Origin of the sequence: Klebsiella sp. C349492 (assembly GCF_042055345.1) — a bacterium.
In the GTDB taxonomy this organism is placed as follows: Bacteria; Pseudomonadota; Gammaproteobacteria; order Enterobacterales; family Enterobacteriaceae; genus Klebsiella; species Klebsiella scottii.
The window spans coordinates 261,146-276,297 of record NZ_JANQCE010000003.1; the positions used below are offsets into that span (position 1 = coordinate 261,146).

The window sequence follows — 15,152 nt, forward strand, 5'->3', positions numbered from 1 at the left end:
ATGGCGCAGCCTCTGTTAGAAATCGACAATCTCTCCATCGCCTTTCGCCAGCAGGGCGAAACCCGGACCGTCGTCAGCGAACTGTCGCTGCGCATTGCGGCGGGGGAAACCCTGGCGCTGGTGGGCGAATCCGGCTCCGGTAAGAGCGTTTCCGCGCTGTCGGTGCTGCGCCTGCTTCCCTCACCGCCGGTAAGCTACCCCAGCGGCGATATCCGCTTTCACGGCCAGTCGCTGCTGCATGCCGATGAGCGTACCCTGCGCGGGGTGCGCGGCAACCGTATTGCCATGATTTTTCAGGAGCCGATGGTTTCACTCAATCCGCTGCACACCCTGGAAAAGCAGCTCTATGAAGTGCTCTCTCTGCATCGCGGAATGCGCAAAGAAGCCGCCCGGGGAGAGATTCTCGACTGCCTGGAGCGCGTCGGCATTCGCCAGGCCCCTCGCCGGCTGGCGGACTATCCGCATCAGCTTTCCGGCGGCGAGCGCCAGCGGGTGATGATCGCCATGGCCCTGCTCACCCGCCCGGAGCTGCTGATTGCCGACGAACCGACAACCGCGCTGGATGTCTCGGTGCAGGCGCAAATTCTGCTGCTGCTGCGCGAGCTGAAGCAGGAGCTGAATATGGGCCTGCTGTTTATCACCCATAACCTGAGCATCGTCCGCCAGCTCGCCGACCGCGTGGCGGTGATGCAAAACGGGCGCTGCGTCGAGCAAAACGACTGCCATGCCCTTTTTTCTGCTCCCCGGCATCCCTATACCCGCCGCCTGCTGGATAGCGAACCGGCGGGGCTTCCGGTACCGCTGGCGCCCGATGCGCCGCTGCTGCTCGCCGCCAGCGGGCTCAGCGTCGCCTTTCCCGTTCGTCGGGGCCTCCTGCGCCGGGTGGTTGACCATAATCGGGTGGTTAACGCTCTGAGCTTTCAGCTGCGCGCGGGTGAAACCCTGGGACTGGTGGGAGAGTCCGGTTCCGGCAAAAGCACTACCGGGCTGGCGCTACTGCGCCTGATTGCCTCCGAGGGGACCATTGCCTTTGATGGTCAAACGCTGCAGGGCCGCAGCCGTCGGCAGATGCTGCCGCTGCGCCGCCGGATGCAGGTCGTGTTTCAGGATCCGAACTCATCGCTGAACCCGCGGCTAAACGTTTTACAGATTATTGAGGAAGGGCTGCGCGTCCACCAGCCGACGCTCACCCCCGCCGAGCGTGAACAGGCGGTTATTCAGGTGATGCAGGAGGTGGGGCTGGATGCGCAAACGCGCCTGCGCTACCCGGCCGAGTTTTCCGGCGGCCAGCGGCAGCGTATCGCCATCGCCCGGGCGCTGATCGTCAAACCTCAGCTTATCGTCCTGGATGAGCCGACCTCTTCGCTGGATAAGACCGTACAGGCGCAAATCTTAGCCTTGCTGAAAGCTTTACAGCAAAAGCACCAGCTGGCCTATATTTTTATCAGCCACGATCTGCGCGTCGTGCGAACGCTATGCCATCAGGTGATGGTTCTGCGGCAAGGAGAGGTGGTCGAACAGGGAGAGTGCGAGCGCGTATTTACCGCTCCGCAGCAGGAATATACCCGCCAGCTGCTGGCGCTGGGCTGACGGTCAGAACGGGTTGTTACCGGAGAAGGGTTCGGCAATGGCTACGCCGAAATTTTTCAGACGACAGGTGGCGGCAAACTCGTCCTGCATGCTGACAAACAGGCACGGTTCCCCTTCACACTCAACGATTGAGCAATCGACTTCGATGTCGCTGAGCGCCTGGCTAAGCTTATGCATAACCGGCCACGCTTTCTCGCCGTCCGGGCTCAGTAATTTCAGCGCCACGAGGCTATTCTCGCTCTGCACGCCGTTTTGCGGAATCGGTTCAACTCTTGAACCCGCAAAACCGGCCAGCCAGCGATAGCTTTGCGGCAGTCGGTGTACGATAGAGAGTTGTTGTGTATTCACCTGGTTTTCCCCGGAAGCAAATGCTTCACAATAAATTTACATCAATATTAACACATTGTTGACAAATAGTCCTGTATCAGCGTGGAAAACGTTTACACCGGCGTGCGCCAGAGTTAACCGCTTATTATCCAGAACTTTATAGTTTCGCTGAGGAACCGATCGGGGCTATATGTACCCGTTTCTGTGATCCAAAACAACTTTTTTATCGCAACATTGCGACTTTTTACACTAATTGATTTTACATAAAAGAAACAAATAGCAGAATAATGAAGCCCGCTGCGGTTGATATGCATCAAAAAAGGGGCTGAAATAGCCCCTTAAATGAGATTCAAAGCGCGACTTTTCGCCGCCGGCTGGCGTAGAGGTAGAAGAGAATGGAGCTGCTGGCGCAGAAAGCGATAGAGATCAGCATCGGCCAGGCGGTGGTGAAGGTCGCCATCGACAGCAGCGCGCCGACAATCGCGCCGATCCCGAAGCGGAAGGTTCCCGCCAGCGAAGAGGCCGTTCCGGCCATATGCGGGAACTCATCGAGAATGACGGCCATCGCGTTCGAGGAAACCATCGACACGCAGCCGATAAACGCGGCCACGCCGAACACCAGCGCCCAGAAGCCGACATCAAACAGCGCGCAGACCACCATCCACACGGCCATCGCGAACTGGATCCACAGCCCGGCGCGGAACATATTCAGCGCCCCAATCCGCCGGACAAAACGGCTGTTTATCATGGTCATGACGAACAGGAAGGCCACGTTGAGCGCAAAGTAGTAGCCGAAGTGCTGCGGCGAGACGTGGTTAATATTGATATAAACAAACGGGCCGGCGCTCAGAAATGAGAACATCCCGGCGAAGCTGAAGCCGCTCGCCAGCATATAGCTCAGCACGCGCTTGTGGCGGAACAGGGTAGCAAAGTTGCCGAGCGTGGTACGCACATGAAACTTCTGCCGCCGCTCCGGCGGCAGGGTTTCGCTAATGAAGAACGCGATCATCGCCGAAGCCAGCAGCGCCGCCACCGCAAGGATCCAGAAAATGGCGTGCCAGCTGAACCACACCAGCACCGCCCCGCCCACCATCGGCGCGACCAGCGGGGCGATGGTGGTTACCAGCATCACGAACGACATCATCCGCGAAAACTCTTCTTTCGGATAAATATCGCGCATCAGGGCGTTAATCACCACGCTCGCCGCCGCCGCCGCGAGGCCGTGAAAGAAGCGCATGGTAATCAGCATTTCGATGGTCTGCGACAGCGCGCAGGCCACCGCGGCGGCGGCAAAAATCAGCGTCCCCCCGAGGATCACCGGCTTACGCCCGATGCTGTCGGCCATCGGGCCGTACAGCAGCTGGCCAAAAGCAAAGCCCAGAATATAGGTGCTAAGCGTCATCTGCGCGCTGCCGTCCGGCACGTTAAACTGCGCCGAGATCACCGGCAGAGCCGGTAGATACATATCAATCGACAGCGGCATGAGCATGGCCAGCAGGCCAAGAATAAACACAATCCCCAGGGAAGAATTCTGCTTTGCCGTCACGTTTTACTCCGCGCATGCTGAACGCCAACGCTGGCAATCTCTTCTTCCGTCAGCGGGCGATACTCGCCGGGCTCCAGAGAGTCGTCCAGCGCGATAGCGCCAATTCGTTCACGATGCAGGCCGACAACGTGGTTGCCCACGGCGGCAAACATCCGCTTAACCTGATGGTAGCGCCCTTCGCTGATGGTCAGCCGAACTTCCGTGGGAGTCACCACTTCGAGAACCGCCGGCCGGGTCAGCTCTTTTTCATTATGCAGCTGAACGCCCTGCGCAAACTGCTCCGCGGTGTGTTCGTCCACCGGGTTTTCCAGCGTCACCAGATAGGTTTTTTCGCAGTGATGGCGCGGAGAGGTAATACGGTGCGACCACTGCCCGTCATCGGTCATCAGCACCAGACCGGTGGTATCGATATCCAGACGACCTGCGGCATGCAGCTTATGCGCCACCGGGACATCAAGAAAATAGAGCACCGTCGGGTGATCCGGATCGTCGGTAGAACAAACGTAACCCTGCGGCTTGTTAAGCATAAAGTAGCGCGGGCCGTTCTGCTGGGTAAGCGCATTGCCGTCATACTCAACGTCATGCTCCGGCTGGAGCTTGAACGAAGCGTCTTTCACGATTTCACCATCCACAAGAACGCGGCTGCTGCGGATTTCACGTCCGGCAATAGCCCTGCTGACGCCAAGTTGCTGAGCGATAAACTTATCAAGTCGCATGAGATTTTTTTAGCCTGTAATAATGCTGGAGCGGGCAAGCGCCCGAAAAAGAAGAAATTCATTGGCTAGTATAACGGGCTCTTAACGCCACTCAAGGGAAAAGATTCATGGCATACTATTTGCGAGTTAATTAACGCCTGTGAAGCCATGAATTTTACATTACGCCCCTACCAAAAAGAGGCGGTCGATGCCACCTTAGCCTGGTTTCGTCGCCACCATGAGCCCGCCGCTATCGTCCTGCCGACCGGGGCCGGCAAAAGCCTGGTCATTGCCGAGCTGGCGCGCCTGGCCCGCGGCCGCGTGCTGGTACTGGCGCACGTCAAGGAGCTGGTGGCGCAAAACCACGCTAAATATCTTGCCCTTGGGCTGGAAGCCGATATTTTCGCCGCTGGGCTGAAGCGCAAAGAGAGCCACGGTAAGGTCGTTTTCGGCAGCGTACAGTCGGTTGCCCGCAACCTTGAGCAGTTCCAGGGGGAGTTTTCGCTGCTGATCGTCGATGAGTGCCACCGCATCAGCGATGACGACGATAGTCAGTACCAGCAAATCATCGCCCACCTGCGGCAGGTCAATCCGCAGCTGCGCCTGCTTGGGCTCACCGCCACGCCGTTTCGCCTCGGGAAGGGCTGGATCTATCAGTTCCATTATCATGGCATGGTGCGCGGCGACGAGAAGGCGCTGTTTCGCGACTGCATTTATGAACTGCCGCTGCGCTACATGATTAAAAACGGCTATCTGACGCCGCCGGAGCGGCTCGATATGCCGGTAGTGCAGTACGATTTCAGCCGCCTTCAGGCGCAGAGCAACGGCCTGTTCAGCGAAGCCGACCTCAATCATGAGCTGAAAAAACAGCAGCGCATTACGCCGCATATCGTCAGCCAGATCGTTGAGTTTGCCCAAACGCGAAAAGGGGTGATGATTTTCGCCTCTACGGTGGAGCATGCGCGGGAAATCACCGGCCTGCTGCCCGCAGGTGAAGCCGAGCTGATTACCGGCGAAACGCCGGGGCCGCAGCGCGACCGCATTATTGAATCGTTTAAAGCCCAGCGGTACCGCTATCTGGTCAACGTGGCGGTGCTGACCACCGGCTTTGACGCCCCGCATGTCGATCTTATCGCCATTCTGCGCCCTACCGAATCGGTCAGCCTCTATCAGCAGATAGTCGGCCGCGGCCTGCGCCTGGCGCCGGGGAAAACCGACTGCCTGATCCTCGACTATGCCGGCAACCCGCACGATCTCTACGCGCCTGAAGTCGGGACGCCGAAAGGCAAGAGCGACAACGTGCCGGTGCAGGTATTCTGTCCGGCCTGCGGTTTCGCCAATACCTTCTGGGGCAAAACCACCGCCGACGGGACGCTGATCGAACATTTTGGCCGCCGCTGTCAGGGCTGGTTTGAAGATGATGAGGGCCATCGCGAGCAGTGCGACTTTCGTTTTCGCTTTAAGAACTGCCCGCAGTGTAATGCGGAGAACGATATCGCCGCCCGCCGCTGCCGCGAGTGCGACACGATCCTCGTCGATCCCGATGATATGCTGAAGGCGGCGCTGAAGCTTAAAGACGCGCTGGTGCTGCGCTGTAGCGGCATGGATCTGCAGCACGGCGCCGACGACAAAGGCCCGTGGCTGAAAATTACCTATTACGATGAAGACGGCGCCGACGTCAGCGAGCGCTTCCGCCTGCAGACTCCCGCCCAGCGCACCGCGTTTGAACAGCTGTTTATTCGTCCGCACACCCGCACGCCCGGCGTGCCGCTGCGCTGGATAACCGCTGCCGATATCCTTGCCCAGCGGGCGCTGCTGCGCCATCCGGACTTTGTCGTCGCCCGCATGAAGGGGCAATACTGGCAGGTGCGGGAGAAAATGTTCGACTACCAGGGACGCTTCCGCCGGGCCAACGAACTGCGTTAATCGGCATTAAGGCTGAGGTTTTGATTGCCGTAAAAACCTCTGGCGGCTATAATGCCGCCCGCTTTTGCATTCGCAAAGCAGATCATCTGCCTGCTGCTGGGTCGCCTGTAGCAGGATTTAAATATAGAGAGACATCAATGTTTACTATCGACGCAGAAGTACGTAAAGAGCAGGGTAAGGGTGCGAGCCGCCGCCTGCGTGCAGCTAATAAATTCCCGGCCATCATTTATGGCGGCGAAGCTACTCCGGTAGCAATTGAGCTGGACCAGGACAAACTGTGGAACATTCAGGGTAAAGCTGAGTTCTACGGTGAAGTTCTGACCATCGTTATCGATGGCAAAGAAGAGAAAGTTAAGGTTCAGGCTGTTCAGCGTCACCCGTTCAAGCCAAAACTGTCTCACATCGACTTCGTTCGCGCTTAATAGCCGATAGCAGTTGTTGTATAAAACGCCCCGGTCCGCAAGGTCCGGGGCGTTTTGTTATGTGCTTTGCGCCCACAGCGCCGGCGCTAAATCGATAACCGTCTTCAGGGCCTGGTGCTTGTTCATACCCGGCTGCCAGAGCATCACCATCGTGACGTTCAGCCCCTGACTGCCGACCTCGGTTTCAATTTTACTCACCCCATCCCAGCTCTGCGCCTGGAAATGATCGGCCAAAAATCCCCACCCCTGCCCCTGCTGCATGGCGTGACGCAGCAGCGTGATTTCATTCATGTACTGCGTATGGCCGGAGATTTGCAGCCGTCGGGCGATCTGATCGTCAGAGCGGCGATGCATCACCAGCTGAGGCACCAGCGCCAGGTTCAGCAGCGTCAGCGGCCTCGCATAGCCGGCAAACAGCCGCTCTGCGGCATAAAATCCCAGTTCAACGGTGCCCAGCGCGCGCCACTCCATCTCGCTGCCAAGGGTGCGGTTATTGGCCTGGCATATCGCCAGGTCGGCATGGCCGTCGGCCAGCGCCTGTTCAGCCTCGCGACGCGATGCGCTCCAGCAGCTCATCCGCAGCTGGCGCTGCGCAAGATTATCGGCCAGGGCGCAGAGAAAGCCGCGCGGCACAAAGGGGTCATACGCCACCCTCAGCTCCTGCCAGGCCGTGCCCGGCAGCGTCCGGGCGAAGGATTCAAAGGCCTGCGCCTGGCGCAGCAGCAGGTGCGCCTGGCGAAAAAGCTGCTCCCCTTCCGCGGTTAGCGCCAGGCTACGACCCTGCCGCAGGAATAGCGCGTAGCCCAGCGCATCTTCCAGATAATCCAGCAGATCGCGCAGCGTCGTGCGATCTTTGCCGAGGCGAATTGCCGCGCGCGAAAGAGAGCCCGTTTCGGCGACGGTGGCGAAAGCCTCAATTTGCGCAAAAGAGTACTGCAGCGTTTTCATACCTTCCCATCCTTGCGGGGGAAAATCCCCCATCGGCTGATTTTAGCCTGCTCCCGATGATTTATATACTGCGCATCGGGTTGTGATGGCTAATAAGGAATTCCTGATGACAAGTATAAAAACGATCAAACCGCTGGCGCTGGCGCTGATGCTCACCGCCCTGCCCGGCGTCGCGCTGGCGCAGGCCCAGCCGCAGCGGGCATGCGGCGGCGTGCTGCTCGATACCTGCCCGACGCCGTTTGATAAAACGCTGCCTGCGGCAAAAGAGATGCTCAGCTGGAATCAAGCCGATCGGGGGGTTGGTTTTCGTAACGACTATCGTAACTATGCCGGGGACGTCTTTCACCACGGCGCCGCCGTTGCGCTACAGCAGGCAGACAGGCCCCTGACCGACGCCAGCTATACGCTGAACGGCCAGACGTGGCACCTGCAGGACTACCTGAAGCGCGAAAATGTGACCGGCCTGCTGGTGCTAAAAGAGGGCAAAATTGCCTATAAGTACCTTGGCGCCGGCAACACCGACACCACGCTGTGGACGTCGCGCTCGGTGGGCAAAGCGGTGGTCTCCACGCTGGTCGGTATCGCCATCCAGCAGGGGAAAATCCACTCTTTGGATGATCTGGTTACCGATTATGAACCGGAGCTGAAGGGCAGCGCCTGGGACGGCGTCACCCTGAAGCAGCTTATCCAGCACACCTCCGGCGTCGAGTGGAATGAAGATTACACCAATCCGCAGTCCCACTTCGCGCGGCTGACCCAGTGCGAGGCGCATCCGGGAGCCTACGACTGCGTACGTAAGATCGTCGCCTCTCTGAAACGCGCGCATCCGGCCGGAGAGCAGTGGTCCTACTCCTCCGGCGGCGCGTGGCTGCTGGGGGATATCGTGGAGCGAGCAACCGGCATGTCGCTTGCCGCCTGGCTGGAACAGACGCTATGGCAGCCTGGCGGCATGGCCCACGATGGCGTGTGGCATGCCTATCAGCAAGGGAAGCATGATGTCGGCGCCCACGGCTTCAACGCCACGCTTGAAGACTGGGGACGTTTCGGTGAGTTTGTTGCCCGCGACGGACGCCTGCCCAACGGCAAATCGCTGGTGCCTGACGGCTGGTTCGATATGGCCGCCGACTGGACTCAGGCACAGAACTCGGTCTCCGCGGCGCACCCGGACGGAATTTACGGATTCCAGTGGTGGAATAACGCGATTCCGGCCAATGCCAAAAACGTCGAACCTACGGCTCAGCAGGGGCTGAAGGATTCCCTGTGGGCGCTCGGCATATATGGCCAGGTGATTATGGTCAATCGCGCTGAGCATCTGGTTATCGTCCAGTGGTCAACCTGGCCGCAGGCGGAGCCTTCGTTTAACGCCCAGCCGCTGGAGGCCGCGCTGATGTACAGCGCTATCGCCCGCCAGCTACGCTAGACCGTGTCGCTCTTTGCCCGTTCTGCGGCAAGGAGCGATGCTGAATTGAGCGCCAGGTGCTGCAGCAGCATAATGGTTTTGGCATCCACGATCTCGCCGTCGCGTATTGCCTGCAGCGCCTGCTCCAGCGGCCACTCCAGCACTTCGATATCTTCCCCTTCTTCCGCCAGCCCGCCGCCGCTACTTTGCCGGTCGTCAGCCGAATATTCGGCAATAAAAAAGTACAGCTTTTCCGTGACCGAACCGGGGCTCATATAGGCCGTAAAAACGGGCTCGATGCGGGTCACCCGAAAGCCCGTCTCTTCCTGCGCTTCGGCGATAATTCGCTCTTCCGGGGAGGCGTTATCCAAAAGCCCGGCGGCGGCCTCAATCAAAAATCCGCTATGGCCGTTAATCCATACCGGAAAGCGGAACTGGCGGATGAGAACCACGGTTTTTTTCTCGCGGTTGTAGAGGAGAATAACGGCACCGTTCCCGCGGTCGTAGGCTTCGCGGCTCTGCTCCTGCCAGCGCCCGTCCCGCCGCAGCAGTTCGAAGGTATATTTTTTTAGCGTATACCAGTTATCGGATAGCAGCGTTTCGCGGATATTGCGAACGTATGGTGCGTCAATGTGCATGTTTTGCTCCTTACCAGGTGACAGAAAGCACCATAACATGCACAATCATGCACAAACAAGATCAAACATGAAGGAAACCGCATGCTCGCCAGCCAACGAAAGCAGCTCATTTTGCAGATTCTTAGCGCCGAGAAACAGGTCATGTCGGGGGAGCTCAGCCAGCGCTTCAGCGTCTCGGAGGACTCCATTCGTCGCGATTTACGCGAGCTGGCGGCGGAAGGGAAGCTGCAGCGGGTTCACGGCGGCGCGCTGCCGGCTTCGGCCGCCGTTGCCCCGATCGCGGCCCGCAGAAACGTGCAAATCGATTCCAAGCAGGCGATTGCCCGCCGGGCGGCGGCGTTAATTCAACCAGGCCAGGTGATTATCGTTGACGGCGGGACCACCACCACCGAGATGGTGAAGCTTTTGCCCGCCGATTTAGCCTGCACCATCGTGACCCATAGCCCCGGCATCGCCGTCGCGCTGGTCGATCGGCCGCTGGTTGAGGTGATCCTGATCGGCGGGCGCCTGTTTAAACATTCGCTGGTCGCCGTCGGCGCCGCGGCGCTGGAAGGTATTGCGCGGATCAACGCCGATCTGTTCTTTATGGGCGTCACCGGGGTACACCATCAAGCGGGTTTCACCACCGGGGATTATGAAGAAGCGGGCATCAAGCGGGCGCTGGCCGCGCGGGCGGCGGAAACCATCGTGATGGCCTCGCGGGAGAAGCTGAATTCGGCATCGGCTTTTGCCATCGGCGAGCTAAGCCTTGCCGGCACGCTGATTGTCGATAGCCCGGTGGATGAGATGCTGCAAGCGCGGCTGGCGCAATGTGGAATTGAAACGATCCGCGCCGACGCGCAGTAAGGGAGAGAAATCCCCCCGGCCTGCGGCCGAGGGGATTGGTTTCAGCTTCCGCCGGAAGTCCGGCGCTGCAGCTGATCGCGCAGATTCGGCGGCGTGCCTTTGATGGTCAAGGTATCCGTCGCCGGGTCCCAGAACACGCGCTCGCCGAGCAGCATGGCATCAAAGTTGATCGTCAGCCCGCCGCCGCTGCCGGCAAACTTAGTTAACTGCCGCAGAGTGCTGCGATCCGCCGGGAAGCTCTCTTCCAGCTCATACCCCTGTTCAGCGGTAAACTCCTGGAAACTCTTCTCGCTCACCCCCGCCAGCTCTTTAGAGAGCGATTCGAGCTCAATCTCTTCTCCGGACTGCAGCTGCTCGCTGCAGTAGGCGTAAACCTGCTGACGCACGTTCTGCCGCTCGGACTTATCCAGCTGCGCGTCGGCGGCAAAATCATCCACCGCCTGCAGCAGGCCGCGGTTCTGCGCTTTGGCGTTCAGCCCTTCGCTGGCACCGAGGAAATCCATAAAGAAATCGGCGACTTTGCGCCCTACCCGGCCTTTCAGGAAGGTCAGATAGCGGGTCGATTCCGGGTTCGTCTCCCACTCGGTTAAATCAATGCGCGCCACGATGTCGGCATGATTGATGTCCAGATAGTGGGTGGAGCGGATATCCAGCTCTTCGTTGACCCGCATGCTGCTCAGGTTGTTGAGCACCGCCACCAGCAGATACTCAACCGCCAGATAGCGATACTGGCAAAACAGAACGATCCCGCCTTCTGCGAAGGGATACTTCGCCAGCTCGTCGCGCAGACGACCGGTCGCCGCGCGGCTGAACGGCAGAAAATCTTCTTCACCTTTGCGCTGCAGGCGCAGCGCCTGGGCCAGCTCGCTCTCTTCATTAAACAGGCCATAGGCCTTGTTTTTTGCGCTGTAGACACGATGCAGCTCGGCCATCATCTCCACGACCGTCGCATTAGGCTCCAGCAGCGAATCGCGCAGCACCAGCTCAAGGTTTTGTTCATCACGTTTAATTAACTGATGCAGGGCAATCTGGTCGATATCCAGACTCATGTTAAACTCTCCTTTTAGACCGGGCGGTATTCAACCACCGCCGGGACGGCGACGCAACCGGCGCGTGACTCTTCGGCTAGCCGAGACTCGCGATCCTGCGCGCTTTTGCGCCGTGGCGAAAAAATGCGGAAAAAAAGCTGCTGCTACGGTAATATGTTGCCCTTTCACGAACAAACAGATTTTGACTTTTATGCCGCAATTATCCCGCTATAGTGATGAACACGTCGAACAGCTGCTCAGCGAGCTGACCAACGTGCTGGAAACACACAAAGCCCCCGTTGACCTTTCACTGATGGTGCTAGGCAATATGGTGACCAACCTGATCAATAGTAGCGTCGCGCCGGCGCAGCGTCAGGCGATCGCCCGTTCTTTTGCCCAGGCTCTGCAGTCCTCAATCAACGACGACCCGGCGCACTAAGGATAACCAACAACTTTATATGGTGACTCTTCGTCAGCCCTACCGAGAAAAAGTCTCCCAGATGGTCAGCTGGGGGCACTGGTTCGCCCTGTTCAACATGTTGTTGGCTATGGCGCTCGGTAGCCGCTATCTTTTTGTCGCCGACTGGCCAACGACGCTGGGCGGACGCATTTTTTCGTATGTCAGCCTCGTTGGTCACTTCAGTTTTCTGGTCTTTACCAGCTACGTACTGATTCTCTTTCCGCTGACCTTTGTCGTGATATCACAGCGGCTTATGCGCTTCCTGTCGGTCATTCTGGCCACGACAGGGATGACGCTACTGCTGATTGATAGCGAAGTTTTCACCCGCTTCCACCTGCATCTCAACCCTTTCGTCTGGGAACTGGTTATCAACCCGGATCAGAACGAGATGGCGCGTGACTGGCAGCTGATGTTTATCAGCGTGCCGATTATCTTCCTGCTGGAAATGCTTTTTGCGACCTGGAGCTGGCAGAAGCTGCGCAGCCTGACGCGCCGCCGCCACTACGCGCGCCCTGTCGCCTGGCTTTTCTTTATCTCTTTTATCAGCAGCCACCTGATTTATATCTGGGCTGACGCGAATTTCTATCGTCCGATTACCATGCAGCGGGCGAACCTGCCGCTCTCCTATCCGATGACCGCCCGCCGCTTCCTTGAGAAACACGGCCTGCTGGACGCGCAGGATTACCAGCGTCGCCTGGTGGAACAAGGCGCGCCGGAAGCGGTCTCCGTGCAGTATCCGCTGAGCGATCTGCGCTATCGCGACCTCGGCACCGGCTATAACGTGCTGCTGATTACCGTTGATAATCTGAACTACTCGCGCTTCGAGAAGAACATGCCGGAGCTTGCCGGCTTCGCCAGGGATAGCGTCAACTTTACCCAGCATATGAGCTCAGGTAACAGCACCGATAACGGTATTTTTGGCCTGTTCTACGGTATTTCACCGGGCTATATGGACGGCGTGCTGTCGGCCCGTATTCCGGCAGCGTTGATTACCGCGCTCAACCAGCAGGGCTATCAGCTGGGCCTGTTCTCTTCCGATGGCTTCAGCAGCCCGCTCTATCGCCAGGCGCTGCTGTCCGACTTCTCGCTGCCGGTAGCCAAAACGCAAAGCGATGAGCAGACGGCAAACCAGTGGATTGGCTGGCTGAATCGCTACGCTCAGGATGAAAACCGCTGGTTCTCGTGGGTTTCGCTCAACGGCACCTCGCTTGACGACGGCCAGCAGCAGAACTTTGTGCGCCGCTATAGCCGCGCGGCGGGCGAGGTCGATACGCAAATCGGCCGGGTGCTCAGCGCCCTTCGCGAAGCGGGCAAGCTGGATAATACGGTGGTTATCGTCACCGCCGGTCACGGCATGCCGCTTAATCCGCAGCACGGCAAGTTTGACTGGTCGAGAGACCAGCTGCAGGTTCCGCTGGTGATTCATTGGCCGGGCGTTCCGGCGCAGACTATCGCGACGCTGACCGATAACAAAGATGTGATGACCACGCTGATGCAGCGTCTGCTGCACGTCTCTACCCCGGCGAACGAGTATTCGCAGGGCGAGGACCTGTTTAGTCCGGCACGTCGCCGCAGCTGGGTCACCGCGGCGAACGGCGATACGCTGGCGGTCACCTCGCCGGAAGTCACCGTGGTGCTGAACCACAATGGAACCTACAGCACCTGGAATAGCGACGGTAAGAAGATCGACAATCGCAAACCGCAGCTCAGCCTGCTGCTGCAGATCCTGACGGATGAAAAGCGCTTTATCGCTAACTGATTGATTAATTATGAATCAATTGGTCGCTCCCCCGCTTGCATTCGCCTGGGGAACGGGTAATATTACCGCCTATGCGTCGGCACGTAGCGCAGCCTGGTAGCGCACCGTCATGGGGTGTCGGGGGTCGGAGGTTCAAATCCTCTCGTGCCGACCAAATCACTCTGAGAAACCAGCCTTTTATGGCTGGTTTTTTTATGCCTGTTTTTCATGCGGGGAGTTAACGGGGTGAAACCCGGACAATAACCCCATACTTCGTCGCTATTCCTGCGCATCAGAACGTATAAAATATTCCATCGCCCGTTCTTTCTGCCTGAAAACTGACGCGAACCCGCCCGCAGTGCCGCTCATTGAGCCACTTCGGTAAACAAACTACGACCTCGCTGATTGTAAATCGAGGAATAGCTTCTATATTCGACTGTATCAGTCATACGCCAGGAAGATAAAAATGAGAGTTAATGGAATTACCAAGGGATTCTTTATCCTGATCCTGCTGATAGTCAGCCTTGCCTTTTTTGATGTCCTTTCTCCCTATTACTCAGCCATTCTGTGGGCGGCTATTCTGGCCGTGATCTTCAATCCGGTGAAGAACAAGCTACGCAGCAGGCTTGGTGAACGCAATGGCCTGGCCTCGCTGCTGACCGTGGCGATTATCTGCCTGATCGTCTTCACCCCGCTGGCGATTATTTTCTCCTCGCTGGCGCTCGAGCTGAACCTGGTTTACACCAGGCTTGAGCATAATGACACCCAGTTCCCGGCGGTGGTGGCGAGCCTGTTCGCCCATCTCCCGGAGTGGGTCAGAAGCTTCCTCTCGGAGCATAATCTCGACAGCGCCGATCAGATTCAGAAACAGCTCTCAGACGCGGCGCTAAAAGGCGGCCAGTACCTGGCCGGCAGCGCATTTCTGATTGGCAAAGGGACGTTCGGTTTTACCATTAGCTTTGGCGTCATGCTGTATCTGCTGTTTTTCCTGCTCAAAGATGGCCCGTATCTGGTGATGCTGATCCTGGAGTCCCTGCCGCTGTCTAACTACGTTAAGCAGCACCTGTTTGCCAAATTTGCCGCCGTCGCCAGGGCCACTGTGAAAGGTACCGTCGCCGTCGCCCTGGTCCAGGGCATACTGGGGGGAATAGCCTTCTACGTTGCCGGGATTGATGGCAGCATTTTATGGGGCGCGATCATGGCGTTTCTGTCGCTGATCCCGGCGGTAGGTTCAGCCATTGTCTGGGTTCCCGCAGCCATCTTCCTCTTCGCCACCGATCAGCTATGGCAAGGGGCGTTTGTCGTCGGCTTCTTCGTGATTGTTATCGGGCTGGTGGACAATATTCTGCGTCCGCTGCTGGTGGGTAAAGATACCAAAATGCCGGACTACATGATTCTGATAGCCACCCTGGGGGGTATGGAGATTTACGGTATTAACGGCTTTGTGATCGGTCCGCTGATCGCCGCGCTGTTTATCGCCTGCTGGAATCTGCTCTCAGGCCGCGAACACGCCGGCAATACCGATGAAATTGATGAAGAGTTTATTGAGGAAGGCAAGCTAAACCGCGATGAGTAAGCCACTCGCGCGC

General features: G+C 58.2%; 14 protein-coding genes and 1 tRNA gene. 9 read left to right on the forward strand and 6 right to left on the reverse strand.

The window, feature by feature from the left end:
* Positions 1-1,590, forward strand: coding sequence for a microcin C ABC transporter ATP-binding protein YejF (yejF, locus tag NWP14_RS13835; protein WP_095100683.1), 1,590 nt, complete (start codon positions 1-3; stop codon positions 1,588-1,590).
* A 3-nt stretch (positions 1,591-1,593) separates the two neighbouring features.
* On the opposite strand, the gene NWP14_RS13840 is transcribed toward yejF, so the two are convergent.
* The 3 genes from NWP14_RS13840 to rsuA form a co-directional block, all read right to left on the reverse strand.
* Positions 1,594-1,938 carry a YejG family protein gene (locus NWP14_RS13840; protein WP_095100681.1) on the reverse strand — a complete coding sequence of 115 codons (345 nt, stop codon included), beginning with the start codon at positions 1,936-1,938 and terminating at the stop codon, positions 1,594-1,596.
* A 328-nt stretch (positions 1,939-2,266) separates the two neighbouring features.
* A complete protein-coding gene (locus NWP14_RS13845) occupies positions 2,267-3,463 on the reverse strand; it encodes a Bcr/CflA family multidrug efflux MFS transporter (RefSeq protein WP_095100677.1) in 1,197 nt (398 codons plus the stop codon).
* On the reverse strand, positions 3,460-4,179 hold the full coding sequence (rsuA, locus tag NWP14_RS13850; RefSeq protein WP_095100675.1) for a 16S rRNA pseudouridine(516) synthase RsuA: 720 nt from the start codon (positions 4,177-4,179) through the stop codon (positions 3,460-3,462). Before rsuA ends, NWP14_RS13845 begins: the two co-directional genes overlap by 4 nt.
* Before the next feature lie 147 nt (positions 4,180-4,326).
* On the opposite strand from rsuA, the gene NWP14_RS13855 reads away from it, so the two are divergent.
* Positions 4,327-6,084: a DEAD/DEAH box helicase gene (locus NWP14_RS13855; RefSeq protein ID WP_331834721.1), complete on the forward strand. Its 1,758-nt coding sequence runs from the start codon at positions 4,327-4,329 to the stop codon at positions 6,082-6,084.
* A 137-nt stretch (positions 6,085-6,221) separates the two neighbouring features.
* A complete protein-coding gene (gene rplY / locus NWP14_RS13860) occupies positions 6,222-6,506 on the forward strand; it encodes a 50S ribosomal protein L25 (protein WP_095100671.1) in 285 nt (94 codons plus the stop codon).
* A 57-nt stretch (positions 6,507-6,563) separates the two neighbouring features.
* Here the strand turns inward: rplY and NWP14_RS13865 are convergent, their stop codons facing one another.
* Positions 6,564-7,454: a LysR family transcriptional regulator gene (locus NWP14_RS13865; RefSeq protein WP_331834722.1), complete on the reverse strand. Its 891-nt coding sequence runs from the start codon at positions 7,452-7,454 to the stop codon at positions 6,564-6,566.
* A 106-nt stretch (positions 7,455-7,560) separates the two neighbouring features.
* Between NWP14_RS13865 and NWP14_RS13870 the strand changes: the two genes are divergently transcribed.
* A complete protein-coding gene (locus NWP14_RS13870) occupies positions 7,561-8,874 on the forward strand; it encodes a serine hydrolase domain-containing protein (protein WP_375215518.1) in 1,314 nt (437 codons plus the stop codon).
* Here NWP14_RS13870 and NWP14_RS13875 read toward each other — a convergent pair.
* Positions 8,871-9,491 carry an NUDIX domain-containing protein gene (locus tag NWP14_RS13875; protein WP_095100665.1) on the reverse strand — a complete coding sequence of 207 codons (621 nt, stop codon included), beginning with the start codon at positions 9,489-9,491 and terminating at the stop codon, positions 8,871-8,873. The genes NWP14_RS13870 and NWP14_RS13875 overlap by 4 nt on opposite strands.
* 81 nt (positions 9,492-9,572) lie before the next feature.
* Between NWP14_RS13875 and NWP14_RS13880 the strand changes: the two genes are divergently transcribed.
* Positions 9,573-10,337, forward strand: a complete 765-nt coding sequence (locus NWP14_RS13880) for a DeoR/GlpR family DNA-binding transcription regulator (protein ID WP_375215519.1) — start codon at positions 9,573-9,575, stop codon at positions 10,335-10,337.
* A gap of 41 nt (positions 10,338-10,378) precedes the next feature.
* On the opposite strand, the gene yejK is transcribed toward NWP14_RS13880, so the two are convergent.
* Positions 10,379-11,386 (reverse strand): nucleoid-associated protein YejK, encoded by a 1,008-nt coding sequence (gene yejK / locus NWP14_RS13885; RefSeq protein ID WP_095100661.1) that lies wholly within the window; start codon positions 11,384-11,386, stop codon positions 10,379-10,381.
* 190 nt (positions 11,387-11,576) lie between these two features.
* On the opposite strand from yejK, the gene NWP14_RS13890 reads away from it, so the two are divergent.
* The 4 genes from NWP14_RS13890 to NWP14_RS13905 all read left to right on the forward strand — a co-directional run bounded on the left by NWP14_RS13890 (position 11,577) and on the right by NWP14_RS13905 (position 15,139).
* Positions 11,577-11,804 carry a YejL family protein gene (locus tag NWP14_RS13890; RefSeq protein ID WP_015583825.1) on the forward strand — a complete coding sequence of 76 codons (228 nt, stop codon included), beginning with the start codon at positions 11,577-11,579 and terminating at the stop codon, positions 11,802-11,804.
* Positions 11,805-11,823: 19 nt separating this feature from the next.
* Positions 11,824-13,584 (forward strand): LPS biosynthesis-modulating metalloenzyme YejM, encoded by a 1,761-nt coding sequence (yejM, locus tag NWP14_RS13895; RefSeq protein WP_095100659.1) that lies wholly within the window; start codon positions 11,824-11,826, stop codon positions 13,582-13,584.
* Between the two features lie 77 nt (positions 13,585-13,661).
* Positions 13,662-13,738 (forward strand) — tRNA-Pro (locus NWP14_RS13900).
* 291 nt (positions 13,739-14,029) lie between these two features.
* Positions 14,030-15,139: an AI-2E family transporter gene (locus NWP14_RS13905; RefSeq protein ID WP_095100657.1), complete on the forward strand. Its 1,110-nt coding sequence runs from the start codon at positions 14,030-14,032 to the stop codon at positions 15,137-15,139.
* Positions 15,140-15,152: the final 13 nt, after the last annotated feature.

What these genes read in the sequence shown, in the direction of transcription:
- yejF (WP_095100683.1), top strand. Translation starts at nt 1, where the DNA reads ATGGCGCAGCCTCTGTTAGAAATCGACAATCTCTCCATCGCCTTTCGC.
- rsuA (WP_095100675.1), bottom strand. Translation starts at nt 4,179, where the DNA reads ATGCGACTTGATAAGTTTATCGCTCAGCAACTTGGCGTCAGCAGGGCT.
- NWP14_RS13855 (WP_331834721.1), top strand. Translation starts at nt 4,327, where the DNA reads ATGAATTTTACATTACGCCCCTACCAAAAAGAGGCGGTCGATGCCACC.
- rplY (WP_095100671.1), top strand. Translation starts at nt 6,222, where the DNA reads ATGTTTACTATCGACGCAGAAGTACGTAAAGAGCAGGGTAAGGGTGCG.
- NWP14_RS13865 (WP_331834722.1), bottom strand. Translation starts at nt 7,454, where the DNA reads ATGAAAACGCTGCAGTACTCTTTTGCGCAAATTGAGGCTTTCGCCACC.
- NWP14_RS13870 (WP_375215518.1), top strand. Translation starts at nt 7,561, where the DNA reads ATGACAAGTATAAAAACGATCAAACCGCTGGCGCTGGCGCTGATGCTC.
- NWP14_RS13875 (WP_095100665.1), bottom strand. Translation starts at nt 9,491, where the DNA reads ATGCACATTGACGCACCATACGTTCGCAATATCCGCGAAACGCTGCTA.
- NWP14_RS13880 (WP_375215519.1), top strand. Translation starts at nt 9,573, where the DNA reads ATGCTCGCCAGCCAACGAAAGCAGCTCATTTTGCAGATTCTTAGCGCC.
- yejK (WP_095100661.1), bottom strand. Translation starts at nt 11,386, where the DNA reads ATGAGTCTGGATATCGACCAGATTGCCCTGCATCAGTTAATTAAACGT.
- NWP14_RS13890 (WP_015583825.1), top strand. Translation starts at nt 11,577, where the DNA reads ATGCCGCAATTATCCCGCTATAGTGATGAACACGTCGAACAGCTGCTC.
- yejM (WP_095100659.1), top strand. Translation starts at nt 11,824, where the DNA reads ATGGTGACTCTTCGTCAGCCCTACCGAGAAAAAGTCTCCCAGATGGTC.
- NWP14_RS13905 (WP_095100657.1), top strand. Translation starts at nt 14,030, where the DNA reads ATGAGAGTTAATGGAATTACCAAGGGATTCTTTATCCTGATCCTGCTG.